The following is a 14,532-nucleotide window of genomic DNA, read 5'->3' on the forward strand; positions in this document are numbered from 1 at the left end:
CAGAAGGTGCGGACTTCTTCCTCGGTCTTGACCACTGAATGGATGAAGTTGTCCACCAGGGTGTTGCGCCGATAGCCGTTGTCCTGACCGACGAAGTCGGAGACGCCGAATTCATCGTTGCCGTGAATCAGTTTGACCGGCCGGCCGCGCTTGGCCGCGGCATGGAAGGCGAGGGTGGTCTTGCCGGTGCCCGCGGGGCCGGCGAGATGCACCGGGAAGCCGGCCTCGAGATAGGCGGAGGCCCGCTCGGCCAATGCCTCGACCTGGGGGGTGGCCACGAAGGTGTCGCTCGCCTCGGGCTGTACATTGTCACTGTTCATCGCGGGGACGTCACGGACAGCTTGCAACGCTTCGACGCTCATTCTATGCCTCGCGGAAATCAACTTGGGAGTGAACGGGTCGGTGTCGTTGTGCTCGACCCAATCCGATGAATATTCGACGATTGCGCCTTCGCTCAGCGTGCTGCGCGACGGTCGGTCGCCGACGGGGCGCTAGGGTTACCCGCGCGGCCCAACGCTGCGGTGCCGTTTAGAACCCGACCCGGTGAAACGTGTCGCTCAGGATCAATGCCTGACGGCATCGGAGCGACACGCCAGGGACGCGAGAGGCGCGATCAGGCCGGAGCGGCTGCAGGAGCGGTGAGGCCGATGGCCTCGGCATACTTCAGGTAGGTCTCGACCGACGCGATGACCACACGGGCTTCAACGGCGAGCAGCTCGATACCGACCAGGGAGACCTTCAACCACGCATCGATCACGATGCCCTTGTCGAGGATGCGGTCAACCACTTCGGCCAGGCTGGATGAATCAGTGGAGTTGGCGACTTTTGCCATGTTCGTAGACCTCTGAACGTCGAAAAGTTTGCACGAAACGTGCGCTGTTAGCGACCGTGGCGGATCCGGCGGTACTGCGCGCTTCCATTCGCACCGGACCTTGCCGCTCAAGTCGACCCTGGCCCGCTGGTACTGCTGACGGGTCTCCGGCGCTTTGGTTTGGCATCCTGCCAGTGTGGTCGCTTGTGTCTTATAAAGCATTGATCGTGCCAAGCGCAGCACAAGCTGAATGCGGTCGATGGCATTTAACTAAAACAGAGGCTTGGGTGGCTGTCTCCCGATCCGGGCGGCGGCGCCAGACCGCGTTGGCGGGTCATACCATGGAGTGCTTTCCATAGGCATGGTCGCCGTTCCTGCTTTTTTCCCGAGACTTGGTCTTTGCTCATCGCCGGGCACGATGCTGCGGCTGGCGGTGCGCCGGCGGCGCAGGATGACGCGCTCAAGGCGTGCGTTTTCGAACAGGAAAACCTGCTTGACCTGCTGCGCGTGACAAGGTGATTCGCGGGCCTCGATCAAGATTCCGGCCACTTGGGCTCGCCGGGTGCGTCGTCAGGCCATCCTGGCCTGACACCGTCAGGGCTGGAAGCCCTGACTACGCATACCGCTGGCCGGGATGACGATCAAGGCCGATTCGCGCGGGAGCTTTGGTGGTAGCCTGCCCTGACCAACAGCGCCGGCTGATGCGGGCAAAGAACGCTTGGACTCCAGGCGGGTCCGTGCCGAATCCTTGCCCAGGCGCTCCGCGGTGTCACGCGTCGGCCCGGCGCTGTGCGCCACGCGCTCCGGTGGCCGGAGTGATGAGCCAGTATCCCAGGTCCTTTATTAATAACCAAAGAAATGAAAATGCGAAAAATGCAGTTGGGAAAACTTGAGGTCTTCCGTACGCTGGGCGCGATCGGTGTCCTGTCGATGGGTGTTCAAGGCCATGACGTCTCCGCGGCCGATGCGCCCGCCGCCTGGAGAAAGGTACTGACCTTTGATGTGATGGATCCCGCGCGCGACTTGCAGGCGGATCTTGGCAATGGTCGTGTCCTGGTCGCCGACCATGACGACTCGACCGGCTGGGATATCGGTGTCTATAAGAAGCCGCGCCGTGCGGAATCCCCGAATCTGCTGTATGACGGCAGCAATCAGCATGGCCCTCAGCCGTGGCAGGTCTATGCCTGGACGATGCAGGAGGCGACTTTTCCTGATGTTCGGCTGATCGAGTACGGTTCCCCGCAACGCCGGCTCAAGATCGTTCTGACCGGTTGTGAAGCCCGCGACCTGGATGGCTCGGTCGCTTTTTCCAAGGGTGCTGTTGACGTCTATGCGGCGCCTTAAGCAACCACTCGGTTCCCGCCCATGACCCACACTGCCCAACAGGTCGACGTCGTCATCATCGGGGCTGGACCGGCGGGGCTGTTCGCGGCCCTGACCCTGTCCCCCCACCTCCGGGTCCTGATCATCGACCGCAAAAACCGGCCCGGCGGCGCCGGCGGCGCCACCGACGGCAAGCTCAATCTCTCACCGCACATCGGGCTGGATCTCGCGGAACTGCGGCTCACGGCGGCTGCCGCCCAAGAGCGAATCGAGGTGGTGGATCGGGTGTTCCTGGATCATGGTGCGGACCCGACCCTCTATGGAGTGGACCAGGCCCGCATCCAGTGGTGGCTGGACCGGGTGTCCTGGGTGCGTCGGCGCACCCCCAAGGGCGAATGGGACATCACCCTGGTTCCCGTGCGCCAGCGCCACATGGGCACCGACTTCGCCCATCGGGTAACGGCGGCCCTGGCCGAGACCATCCGCAGTCGCGGCGGCACCCTGCTGCTGGAGACCGAGGTTCTGAGTCTGGAGCCGGCCCCGGACGGGGGTTTCCTGATCGAGACCTCTCGCGGGCGGGTGCGCTCGGAGATTCTGTTGGCCGCCCCTGGGCGCGAAGGCGCCCATTGGTTTCGCGAGAAAGCCAGGGCGCTGGGGGTCGACACCGGCTATGGAGCCATCGACATCGGTTGTCGGGTGGAGGTGGCCGCCGCCGTCTATGACGAGATCACCGCGGTCCTCTACGATCCCAAGTTCGTCTTCATCACCCCCACCCACCAGGATCGTACCCGCACCTTCTGCACCAACCCCGGCGGGCGGGTGCGGGTCGAGGAGCACCGGGAATTCCGCCTGGTCAATGGTGATGCACTGCGGGCCAGTAAGACCGCCAACACCAACTTCGCCCTGCTCAACACGGTCACCATGACCGAGCCCCTCCAGGACACCGCCGCCATGGGCCAGCAGGTGGCGCGCTTCGCCAACTTCTGGGGCGGCGGCAACAGCCTCATCTGCCAGCGTTGGGGCGACCTGATGGCCGGGCGCCGCTCCACGCGGGACGCCTTCGACGCACCCGAACGCGGGTTCGACAAGCTGCTCCCGACCCTGCCGCCCGGCCCCGGCGTGACCCCGGGCGACATCTCCTTCGCCTACCCCGGGCGGATCGTGCGCAATCTCCAGGAGAGCCTGGAACTGCTCGCGCGTGTCATCCCCGGGGTCGCCCATCCTTCGACCGTGATCTATGTGCCGGAGATCAAGTTCTATGATGTCCGCTATCCCACCAGCCAGAACCTGGAGACCAGTGTCCCCGGGCTCTTCGTGGCGGGCGACGGTGCCGGCAAGTCGCGCGGCATCGTGGGCGCCGCGGTGAACGGCCTGATGGCGGCTGAGGGGATTCTGGCCCGTGTCGGCAAGGGCTCCGCTTAAGGTGCAGTCCCGATCACTTCGGACCCGCAAGACAGACCGGAGGCCGAGGCTTCAGCCGACCGGGGCGCTGCCGCCCGCTCAAGCGTTGGTCTCCGGTCGCATCGCCCCAGTCGCCGGAGCGCGAGTCGGCGTGGTACGAAGATCTTCGGAAGTCGGCTGAGTCCCGAGCTATTTAAGAATTTGTGATTTTTGTTTAATACGGGAATCTGCTAAGCAATGCGGGAGATTTCCAGGTCACGCTGAGAATCAGTCCGTACAATGAATCAACCAGCATTTGGATTCCTAGCAACCTGGCGGGTTTTATGAAGTCGCCGATTGAAGTAAACTGGTATTTAGGTTTTCGTAAACGGTAATCATCAGGCTACGCGATACGTCCAACAAGCTGCCAGGTCACTGCTGCCACTGAGTGGTTGGCACGCCCTCTCGACCATCTGCCGGCCTTGATCGTAATCCCGGCCAGCGGCGTGCGTAGGCAGGGCTTCCAGCCCTGACGGTGTCAGGCCAGGATGGCCTGACGACGCACCCAGCGAGCCCAAGTGGCCGGAATCTTGATCGAGGCCCATCTGCCGCCCACGCGCTTTCGACCATGTCAAACGCTTCCAATGCTATTGCCCGGCGGTCACTCCGTTTCCCGATGGTACCCTGGGGCCGCAAACACGGTCTTCCGCCATCGCGCTGCTGCTGAGCTGACCAATATCCGAATCAACCTGGAGGGCGGGGTCGCGAGTCCCCGCCGTCCTTCCCGAACTCTTGCCCCATGAAACGAACGGCTCGTGGCCATCTATGAATTACCAAGCGTGCGTGTGCAATCTTTGTGGTACCGGATGCGGACAATTTCTGAAGACCGACGGCACGCGGGTTCTGGGCGTCGCCCCGATCGTCAGCCACCCGGTCAGCAAGGGCAAGCTCTGTGTCCGCGGCTGGCATGCCAACGAGCTGCTCAACACCAATGAGCGGATCACCACCCCCCTGATCCGCGAGGACGGCCGGCTGCGCGAGGCGAGCCTGGACGAGGCGGTGTCGCTGGTGGTGCGGCGCCTAGGCGAATGCAACGGCGCGGCCGACGAGATCGGCCTGCTGGCATCGGCCCGTTCCTCCAACGAGGATGGTTTCGCCCTGCGCCGGCTGGCCCGCGAGGTCTTCAAAACGCACCTCCTCGGCGTCGGGGCTGAGGCCGGGCATCGCAACAGCATGGACAGTCTGAGCCACGCTTTCGGCTACCCTGGTGCGGTGGGCGACCTGACCCGGATCGACAAGGCCGATTACATCCTCATCGTCGGCACCGACATCGCGCGTCAGAACCCGATCATCGGCGGTAACCTCCATGCCGCGCAGCGACGCGGCGCGCGGCTGGTGAGCTTGAGCAGCTCCAGGACCCAGATGGCCAAGCTGTCAACCAAGCACTTCCAGCAAAAACCGGGCACCAAGGCACTGGTGCTGAACGCGCTGGCCAAGGCCCTGCACGCCCTGCGCACGGTCAACCATGCGCGCCATGCCGACATCGACCGATTGGCCGGCTATACCCAGTATGTCAATGCGCTGCGGACCATCTCATCCGTGGCGCTGGAAAACGCCAGCGGCATCCGCTACGAGGAGATCGAGGAGGAGGCGCAAATTCTCGACGCGGCGCGCTCGGTGGTCATTCTGTTCCCGTCCGGGATTTCCGGGCTCGACAAGCGGACCATTGAGGCCATCTGCAACCTGGCCGTGCTCACCGACCGGATGGACGACCCGCAGTCCGCCCTGATCCCGGTGGCCGGCATCAGCAACCTGCAGGGCAGCTTCGACATGGGCCTCTCGGGCGAAGCCGGCCACAGTGTGTTCGGCAGTCTGGCAGATCCCGACTCCCCCCTGCGCGCCCTGTTCGTCGTCGATCACGACGACGGAATCATCCGCAACCGCGAGCGCATCGCCGCGCTGGAGTTGGTCGTCTATTGCGGGGCCTTCAGGAATGCATTCATGGACCTGGCCGACGTGGTCTTCCCGCTGACCGCCTACAACGAGTCCGACGGCACCTACACCTGCGCCGATCGCCGCGTGCAGCTGACCCGCAAGAACACCGACACCCCCGGCGCCGGTCTGCCGGGCTGGCGCGTTTATCAGGCCATCGCCGAACAGGCCGGGTACACCTGGGGCTGGCGTGACGCGGCCGAGGTCTTTCTGGCGATCACCGATGCCATTCCCGCTTACCATGATCTCACCCACCATCGACTGGCGAAGGGGTTCGGCATCCACTGGGACATCACCGCCTTCCCGGCGGCGGGCCAGATGAAGTTCCACGAGGTCCAGATCGATTACCCGAAGTCGCCGACCTGCGAGGAGTTCCCCTTCGCGCTCATGGTTGGCAAGGGCCGGCACTTCTGGCACCAGAACAACCTGATGCGCAAGACCCTGATTCCGCGCCGCGAGTACGACCAGACCCTGCTGCTCTATCCGCAGGGCTATGTCGAGATCTGCCCGGAAGACGCGCAGAAGCTCAAGGTCAAGGACAAGTGGCTGGTTCATTTGACCTCGAGCACCGGAACCAGCATGAAAATCGCGGTCAAGGTCTCTCCGGATGTGCAGCCCGGGACGGCCTACATCCCCTATTTCATCAAGAACATGATCTCGGATTTCCTGATCCGGTACGACAACGCCTTTTCCGCGGGTGAGGAAAGCATCATCCCGGTGCGGATCGAAGAGAAGTAAGCGCAGAGGTCGAGGCTATTGCCATGTATTTACTGACGACGCAAGACATCAACGACCTCGCGCGGGAACTCCAGAAAACGCACGCGGTCTATGGGCCGCAAGTGAACGCTCAGACCGGACAGGTCTTTTTCGATCTGCTGGCGGAGTCCGAACTCCCCGATCTCGACGCGGCGATTCCGTCCATGCCGGTCAAGGAGATCCTGTTCCCGCAGATGGAGCGCATTCTCAAGTACAGCTACGACGCCCAGGCGCAACGCGTCACCCTGGAAAAGCAGTATGGCGAAAAGCCCAAGGTGCTCTTTGGTCTGCGTCCGTGCGACCTCGCCGGCATCCAATGTCTCGACCGCTTCTTCCTCGGGCAGGAGTTCGTCGATGACGTCTATCTGGCGCACCGCCGGCAGAGCCTTCTGATCACCAACACCTGCACGCGCCCCTGGGATCAATGTTTCTGCGTGTGCACCCACACGGGGCCGGCGGCGGACGAGGGCTTCGACCTCGATCTGACCCGGCTGGACGACGGTTATCTGGTGCAGGTAGGGAGCGAAAAGGGTCAGGCCTTGGCCGACGCCCACGGCTGGAAGACGGCCGAGCACCGGCGTCTGGCCGAGAAAGCGGCGGTGGTCGACCGCTGCGTCGAGCGCTTCCCGGATCAGGCCAAGGACAACAAGGCCTGGATCTCGCGCGCCATGAACCGCATCACCACCGGCTTCGTGAAACACGAAATCTGGGAATACATCGGCCAGCAGTGCTTTGAATGCGGCGCCTGCTCCTTCGTCTGCCCCTCCTGCAGTTGCTTCAACATCGAGGACGTCACGCTCTGCGGCGACAGTTGCGAGCGTCTGCGCACCCGCGATTCCTGCTCCTTCTCGGGCTATACCCGCATGGCCGGCGACCACAATCCGCGCGCCCCGGTGGAAGACCGCCGCAATAAGCGCTTCTTCTGCAAGCTCTCCTACACCCAATCGAAGAAATACCTGCGCCCCGGCTGCGTCGGCTGCGGCCGTTGTCAGTTGGTCTGTCCAGGCGATATCGGCCTGCCCAATGTCGTCCAGTACATCCGTCGCGAAACCACCGAATAGGTTTCACCCATGACCCACTCACAGCACCATTCCGAGGCGTGCCGGGACACCGGCCGCTGTCCGATCGTCACTTTCCCGGAAGTCGTCAACATTGATGAGATCAAGGACGAGGCGCCGGAGGTCAAGACCTTCTATCTGTCCTTTCTCAACCCGGAAGTCGTGCCGTATTTCCGCATCAAGTCGGGCCAGTTCATCATGTGCACGGTCTTCGGCGCCGGGGAATTTGCCGTCTCGCTGCCGCCCAGCCCGGAACACGACCGTCTCCACATCACCGTGCGGTCGGTCGGCAAGGTGACCGATGCCCTGCACGCGCTGCGCCCCGGCGATAAGCTGGGCCTGCGCGGCCCATTCGGCAACGGGTTCCCCTTCGAGACCATCAAGGGCAAGAACATCGTCTATGTGGCCGGCGGCATCGGCCTGATTCCGCTGCGCAGTTCCATCGTGCATGCCTTGCAGCATCGCCAGGACTTCGGGCGGATCATCCTACTCTATGGCGCCCGCAGCGCGGGCGATCTGCTCTACCAGACCGACATCGAGGAATGGAAGAAAGTCGACGGTTTTGAATCGTTCATCACCATCGACCGTCCCGAATCGGGCTGGCAAGGCCAGGTCGGCTATGTCCCCAATCTCATCGAAAAAGCCAAGGTGCCGGTCGAGGACACCGTCGCCTTCGTGTGCGGTCCGCCGGTCATGTTCAACGCCGTCATCGCCCAACTGCTCAAGCGCGGCATGAGCGAGGACGACATTATCTCCACCCTGGAGCGGCAGATGAAATGCGGTATCGGCAAGTGCCAGCACTGCGCCATCGGCCGGACCCTGGTGTGCACCGACGGGCCGGTTTATACCTATCACCAGATCAAGACCCTGGGCGAGGTCATATGACCCAATTCGCACCGGTATTGCGGCACATCCTCGCGCAGCCGACCTGCATCGTCGGCGTCGGCAACCCGTTGCGCAATGACGATGCCGTCGGTGCCCTGATCGCCGAGCGCCTCGCGCCCGCGATGGCCGCCGCCGGGCGCCACACGGTGATCAACGCCGAGGACGTCATCGAGAACTACTGCTTCAGCATCGCCGACAGCGCCGTGCGCAACGTCCTGGTCATCGACGCCGTGCAGGGCCATGGCACCGAGCCCGGAGCCGTGGTGCTGGGCCGGTTGGAGGACCTGGAAGCGGCCGACAGTGGCTACTCCACGCATAAACTCGCGTTGTCCACTACCGCCGGTGTCTTGCGGCACCACGGCAAGGACGTCTGGCTGCTCGGCATCGTCGCCGCCAATACGGATTACGGCACGGCCATTGACCCGGAAATTCTGGCCAGCGCTGAAGCGGTCATCGACCTGGTCCGGCGCATAGCAAAGAGTTCTAAATGATGGTTTTCACAATCTATGATGGTTTGTTTGCGGGTTTACTACTGCTCCTGGCCGCGGCCCTCATCACCCCGCTCTTCGCCCGCAGGCGCAAACTCGCCGGTGCGCTGAATTTCTCCTTCTGTCTGGCGGCCGGTGTCGCGTTCGCGCTGGTCAGTATCGAGGTGCTGAGCGGTGGCGCACGGGGCGAGCCCTTGGTCCTGCACCTGGGGGGGGTCTCCATTCCCTTCCTGATCGACGGATTCTCGGCGCTCTTTCTCGGGCTCATCGCCCTGATGTCCACCCTGACCGCCTTTTACTGCATCGGCTATATGGAGATGGAACACTACCGCCAATACGGTCTGGGCGGCTTTCTGTTCCATTACCCGATCTTCATTGCCGGCATGGTCGGCATCGTCGCGGTGGACGATCTGAGCATCGGCTTCACTATCGCCTGGCAGATGATGACAGTGGCGTCGTATTTTCTGATCCGTTTCGATCATCAGGACCAGGCCATCACGCGCAGCGCTACCAAGTACCTGCTGCTGATGGAACTGGCCTGGTTCGCCATCGTCGCCGCCGCGGCGCTGATCCCGAACGCCGGCCTGGGGACGCCGCTGCACGCCCTGAGCGAGGGTCTCGGCAGCGCCGGGACCGGTCTGCGCGCCCTGATCTATGGTCTGCTGCTGTTCGGCTTCGGCACCAAGGTCGGAATGTTCCCGCTCGGCCAGATCTGGCTGCCGGATGCCCACTCATCCGCACCCTCGCCATCAGCGCCCTGCTGTCCGGCGTGATGATCAAGACCGGTGTCTACGGTATGATCCGTATGCTGTTTTGGATGGTCCCGCCCGAGGTGCAGACGCATGGCGGCCGCTATCTCGGCCTGATCGTCGCCTGCTTCGGCGTCGTCACCCTGTTCATTGGCACCGTGCAGGCACTCAAGCAGCACGACGCCAAACGCCTGCACGCGTACCACTCGATCGGCCAGATGGGCTACATCCTGCTGGCGATCGGTAGCGCGCAGTGGTTCGTGCTCAACGACAACCCGCTGCTCAATACGCTGGCGGTCCTGGCACTCGTCGGGGGCCTCTATCACGCGGTGAACCATGTGCTGTTCAAGGGCCTCCTGTTCCTCTGCACCGGCAGCGTCCAGTACGCGACCGGCACCAAGGATCTCGACCGGCTGGGTGGATTGTTGAAGCTGATGCCGATCACCGCGCTCGTTAGCGCCATCGCCTCCGCCTCGATCGCCGGCATCCCCGGTTTCAGCGGCTTCATCAGCAAATGGGCGATCGTTTCGAGCGGCCTGCTCGGTGGCAAGAGCGCCGGACTCATCGTCCTCTTCGCCGTGATCGCACTGATGACCAGTACCATCACGCTCGCTTCCTACGTCAAGTTTTTCGGCATGAGCTTCACTGCGGCGGGCATCGAATGGACCCGTGGAAACGGCGTCCGCGAGGTCGGTGTGCTCATGCTGTTGCCGATGTCACTGATCGCGGCGCTCTGCCTGGTCCAAGGCTTTTTCCCCCTGTTCTTCGTGGGCCTCTTCATGCAGGTCTTCGCGGTTTCCGCGGGCTCCCTGGTTCAGCCCCTGTTTGTCGATCCGGCGACGGCGGCCTCGCTGGCGCAGTCCTGGGCCGGGGTCAGTCTCACGCTCGCCCCGAACAGTCACCCCGTCGCTTTTGTCATGCCGCTGGTGCTGCTCGCCGTGCTCTGTGTCGCCGGTCTGTTCGCCGCCTGGCTGCGGCGGGCGGGCGGTGCCGAACAGCGTCAGGCGCCCGTCTGGCTGTGCGGCTACCAGACCCTGAACGGCGCCAACAGTTATACGAGCAGTCACATCTACACGGCCTTCAAGAACTTCATGTGGTGGACCGGCGGCAACGTGCGCAGAGGTGCAAGATGAGAAAAGAGCTTGAGGCACAACTTGCGGCGCAACTGCGTGACGAAGTCGTCTGCGTCGAGAAGACCGACCAGCGGACCATCTTCATCGACGTGAAGCGCGAGGCGATTCGCCGGGCGGCGCGCATCGTCACCGAGGCTGGCGGCCGTTACATGTGTGGCGTCGGCTATGACAACATCGCCCGCGATGGCACCCTCGGCATGGTCCATACCTTTTCGATGGACCGCAACGACCACTTCATCTGTGTCCGCACCAAGGTGCCTGCCATCGACCCGGTAATGGAGTCGATCACCCCCGACCTGCCGTCCGCCGGCTGGTCCGAGCGCGAGTTCATGGACATGTTGGGCATGCAGTTCACCAACCACCCCAAGCCCAAGCGGCTGGTGCTCGCCGACGACTGGCCCGCGGGCATCTACCCGCTGCGTAAGGAGGTGCCGTACGATCTGGTCCCGCCGGGTGCCGACGACGTCGCCTATCAGCTCGACGAGGCACCGCCTGGGACGAAGATCGTCCCCATCGGCCCCTTCCATCCGAGCCTGCACGAGCCCGAGCACTTCGCCGTCTATGTCGATGGTGAAACGATCAAGGGCTGCGACTATCGCGGCTTCATGACCCATCGCGGCATCGAAAAGCTCTGCCAGACCCAGGTCAGTTACAACGAGGTGCCGTTCATCGCCGAGCGCATCTGCGGCATCTGCGGTTCGGTGCATGCCACCGCCTTCTCCCAGGCGGTGGAATCGGCTGGGGGTATCAAGATCCCCCGCCGTGCCGAATACATCCGCACCCTGATGCTGGAGATCGAGCGTATCCACTCGCACTTGCTATGGCTGGGGGTCGCCGGCCACCTGATCGGTTTCGACACCGTCTTCATGCAGGCCTGGCGGGTCCGTGAGCAACTGATGTGGCTGTGCGAGCGCCTCACCGGCAACCGCAAGACCTACGGGATGGTCCTGATCGGCGGCGTGCGCCGCGACATCACCCCGGAGATCGCCGACGACATCCGCGCGGTGGTCAAGAAGATCGAGGAAGAACTGCGGGTCATCCACCGGGCCATCGAAAAGGACAGCTCGATCCACAAGCGCACCAAGGGTGTGGGCACCATTACCAAGGAAGAGACCATCGCCTGGGGGCTGATCGGACCGGTGGCACGGGCGCGCGGAGTCGATATCGATGCCCGTCGCGACCATCCCTACGCCGCCTATAACGACATGAAGTTCGACGTTCCGGTGCTCACCGACTGCGACGTCTGGTCGACCCTGGTCGTACGGGTGCTGGAGACCTATGAGGCGATCCGGATCATCCACCAGGTGCTGGACAAGATGCCGGCCGGTCCGATCTTCGTCGAACTGAAGGACAAGATTCCGGCCCTGCGGCACGCCATCACCACGGTGGAGGCGCCGCGCGGCGAATCGACGCACTATGTCATCACCGGCGAAGATAACCGTCCGGACCGCTGGCGGGTGCGGGCGCCGACCTATACCAACTTGCAGGCCGTGCCATTGATGCTGCTCAATGAGCAGTTCGGGGACTTTCCCATCATCATGGGCAGCATCGACCCCTGTTTCTCCTGCACCGACCGGGTGGCCGTGATCGATCTACAGTCGGGCAAGGCCAGTTCCATGACCAGGCGCGAACTCGAATTTCTGTCGCGCGAACAACTGCACAGGGCCTGACCATGAATCCGACGACCGAAACCGCCTGGCTGCTGGTCGGTACCAACCTGCTGCTGTTCCTGGCGCTGGCGCCGCTCTTCGACGGGATCGTCCGGCGCGTCGCGGCGCGGGTACAGAATCGTCAGGGGCCGCCCCTGTGGCAACCCCTCTACGATCTCCTGAAACTGCTCGGCAAGGAGAATATCGATGCGGTCGGCATCCTGCCGTTCCGTCTGGCGCCGCTGGTCGCGCTTGCCTCCATCCTGTGCGTGGTCATGATTCTGCCGGTCGCCGGGCGGGCGACCGCGCTGACGCCCTATGCCGATACCCTGACACTGATCTATCTGCTCACCCTGGGCGGCGTCGCCGTGTTGGTCGGCGCCTTTTCGGGCAAGAACATCTTCGCGCTGATCGGCGCCAGCCGGGAAATGACGACCATGATCATGGTCGAGCCCATTCTCTTCATGATCCTGCTGCTGGGCGTCATCAAGACCGGCAGCCTGGAGCTGACGACAGTGCTCTACGGCACCCCGGCGGGCGATTACGGGTGGTCCGGCCTGATCATGATCGTCATCGCGCTCTTCGCCCTGCAGGCTTTCGTTGGGCGGCAGCCTTTCGATATCGCCGAGGCCGAACAGGAACTGCTCGGTGGTCCTTTCATCGAATACAGCGGCCCCAATTACGCCCTGTTCAAGTATTACATGATGATCAAGCAGATGTTCTATGCCTATCTGCCGATCGCCGTGTTCGTGCCGCTCCTGCATTCGGGGCTGTTGGTGGTCGACCTGATCCTGCAACTGCTCCTGACGGCCCTGGTATTCCTGGTCATCGGACTGCTCGCCGCCACCCATCCGCGCTATCGGATCGATCAGGCGCTCAACTATTTTGCCGGCCTGTTCGTGCTCGCACTGGGCGCGGTCGCCGGCGCGCTCTTTGGCTGATGCTCCGGGAAAGGGACCAATCACATGTGGCTTACCAGTAAAATCAAACAGATCCTGATGGTCATGAAGCCTGGGATCGTCACCCTGGATTACCCGCGGCAGCCGGCCCCGGCGCCCGCGACCTTCCGCGGCCAGCCCGTCTGGGACCATCACAAATGTCTCGGCTGCGGCGGCTGCGCAAACCATTGTCCGGCACGGTGCATCCTGACCCGCGACGTCTGCCAGGAGTTGCGTGTCATGCTCTATGACGGCTCGCGCTGCACCTACTGCGGTCGTTGCGCGGACGTCTGTCCGGAAGAGGCCATCACGATGAGCAACAACTTCCAGACCGCCTGTGATGACAAGAATGACATCACCACCCGGCTGGAGTTATTTATGCTGACCTGCCAGCGCTGCGGTCGCTGCTACGAGATGGAAAAGACCAATGTGATCGATCGGATGGAATTGCGGGGCTTCCGTTATGACAATCTCGAGAGCCGCGCCCTGATCCGCCAGACGACGGACACCTTCTCGCCGGAGACGCTGGCTGCCACCGAGCAGTATCAAAGGCCCAGCCGCTAAACCGCGCCCAGCGCGGTATGCGATGTTCTTGGATTGGCTCGGCCCCGGCAGACTCGACAATTGATGGAGTTGGCGCGGTTTATAGTTTTGAAGAGCATCAATTTTAAACCGCGTCTTTACCGAGGTTGGTTATATCCCCAAGGCTGAACACACAATGAAAATTACGCATTTCGCGCCGGACGCGGTTTAGGAGCCAACCATGCTAAGAAACCTTTGCAAACGGATGTTCAAGCGGTCGGTCTGGGTCTATCACTGCAACACCGGGGCCTGCAACGGCTGTGATATCGAGATCCTCAACATCCTGACGCCCTATTACGATGTCGAACGGTTCGGGATCAAGCTGGTCGCCTCCCCGCGTCATGCCGATGCCATGCTGATCTCAGGCGCCGTCACGCGGCCGACGCTGCCGCTCGTGAAGCGCGCCTACGAGGCCATTCCGTCGCCCAAGCTGGTCTTTGCCATCGGCTCCTGCGCCAGCGGCGGCGGCGCCTGGTTCGACAGCTACAACGTCACCGGCGGCGTGGACAAGGTGCTGCCGGTCAATTACTACATCCCCGGCTGTCCCTCGCGCCCCGAGGCGATCCTGTTCGGGGTCGCACTGGCGCTGGGCCTGGTCGAGAAGGAGGCCGCCCCGATCGAGCTCAAGCAGGTCGAGTTCCCGATCGACATGTACGAGCGCAACGAGGCCTGGAAAAAGCGCAATGTCATTTACGAACTGCTCAAGTAGCGGCCACGGGCTTTGCTCATGAATCCGGCCAGATCCAAACCGGCACTCGTCGCGGCCGTGGGCCGCTCCTACGGTAGGA

Annotated in this window: 11 protein-coding genes and 2 pseudogenes; 11 read left to right on the forward strand and 2 right to left on the reverse strand. The window is 63.0% G+C overall.

Annotated features, from left to right (window positions below; all coding sequences use genetic code 11):
- A pseudogene (locus tag QZY03_RS19170) lies at nucleotides 1–362 on the reverse strand (hypothetical protein); the annotation flags it as partial.
- Nucleotides 363–613: 251 nt separating this feature from the next.
- Nucleotides 614–832, reverse strand: a complete 219-nt coding sequence (gvpA, locus tag QZY03_RS19175; protein WP_020503491.1) for a gas vesicle structural protein GvpA — start codon at nucleotides 830–832, stop codon at nucleotides 614–616.
- Nucleotides 833–1,684: 852 nt separating this feature from the next.
- Between gvpA and QZY03_RS19180 the strand changes: the two genes are divergently transcribed.
- From QZY03_RS19180 to QZY03_RS19230, 11 genes and pseudogenes are all read left to right on the forward strand, one after another.
- Nucleotides 1,685–2,155: a hypothetical protein gene (locus QZY03_RS19180; RefSeq protein WP_295583767.1), complete on the forward strand. Its 471-nt coding sequence runs from the start codon at nucleotides 1,685–1,687 to the stop codon at nucleotides 2,153–2,155.
- A gap of 21 nt (nucleotides 2,156–2,176) precedes the next feature.
- Entirely contained in the window at nucleotides 2,177–3,556 is a 1,380-nt protein-coding gene (locus tag QZY03_RS19185; RefSeq protein ID WP_295583768.1) for an NAD(P)/FAD-dependent oxidoreductase, read from the forward strand.
- Nucleotides 3,557–4,339: 783 nt separating this feature from the next.
- A complete protein-coding gene (locus QZY03_RS19190; RefSeq protein WP_295583769.1) occupies nucleotides 4,340–6,244 on the forward strand; it encodes a molybdopterin-dependent oxidoreductase in 1,905 nt (634 codons plus the stop codon).
- A 23-nt stretch (nucleotides 6,245–6,267) separates the two neighbouring features.
- Nucleotides 6,268–7,323 carry a 4Fe-4S dicluster domain-containing protein gene (locus QZY03_RS19195; protein WP_295583770.1) on the forward strand — a complete coding sequence of 352 codons (1,056 nt, stop codon included), beginning with the start codon at nucleotides 6,268–6,270 and terminating at the stop codon, nucleotides 7,321–7,323.
- A 9-nt stretch (nucleotides 7,324–7,332) separates the two neighbouring features.
- Complete coding sequence (locus QZY03_RS19200) at nucleotides 7,333–8,205, forward strand: FAD/NAD(P)-binding protein (protein ID WP_295583771.1); 873 nt, start codon at nucleotides 7,333–7,335, stop codon at nucleotides 8,203–8,205.
- Nucleotides 8,202–8,696 (forward strand): hydrogenase maturation protease, encoded by a 495-nt coding sequence (locus tag QZY03_RS19205; RefSeq protein WP_295583772.1) that lies wholly within the window; start codon nucleotides 8,202–8,204, stop codon nucleotides 8,694–8,696. Before QZY03_RS19200 ends, QZY03_RS19205 begins: the two co-directional genes overlap by 4 nt.
- Nucleotides 8,696–10,575: pseudogene (locus QZY03_RS19210) on the forward strand (proton-conducting transporter membrane subunit). The gene QZY03_RS19205 and the pseudogene QZY03_RS19210 overlap by 1 nt, the downstream one beginning before the upstream one ends.
- The gene (locus QZY03_RS19215) at nucleotides 10,572–12,245 is read left to right on the forward strand and encodes an NADH-quinone oxidoreductase subunit C (protein ID WP_295583773.1); all 1,674 of its coding nucleotides are present in this window, start codon (nucleotides 10,572–10,574) and stop codon (nucleotides 12,243–12,245) included. Before QZY03_RS19210 ends, QZY03_RS19215 begins: the two are co-directional and overlap by 4 nt.
- 2 nt (nucleotides 12,246–12,247) lie before the next feature.
- Nucleotides 12,248–13,165 (forward strand): respiratory chain complex I subunit 1 family protein, encoded by a 918-nt coding sequence (locus tag QZY03_RS19220; protein WP_295583774.1) that lies wholly within the window; start codon nucleotides 12,248–12,250, stop codon nucleotides 13,163–13,165.
- A gap of 24 nt (nucleotides 13,166–13,189) precedes the next feature.
- Nucleotides 13,190–13,726, forward strand: a complete 537-nt coding sequence (locus tag QZY03_RS19225) for a 4Fe-4S binding protein (RefSeq protein WP_295583775.1) — start codon at nucleotides 13,190–13,192, stop codon at nucleotides 13,724–13,726.
- 199 nt (nucleotides 13,727–13,925) lie between these two features.
- Nucleotides 13,926–14,453: an NADH-quinone oxidoreductase subunit B family protein gene (locus QZY03_RS19230; RefSeq protein ID WP_295583776.1), complete on the forward strand. Its 528-nt coding sequence runs from the start codon at nucleotides 13,926–13,928 to the stop codon at nucleotides 14,451–14,453.
- Nucleotides 14,454–14,532 lie beyond the last annotated feature (79 nt).

The sequence above is a fragment of the uncultured Lamprocystis sp. genome (assembly GCF_903933125.1).
Classification (GTDB): domain Bacteria; phylum Pseudomonadota; class Gammaproteobacteria; order Chromatiales; family Chromatiaceae; genus Thiodictyon.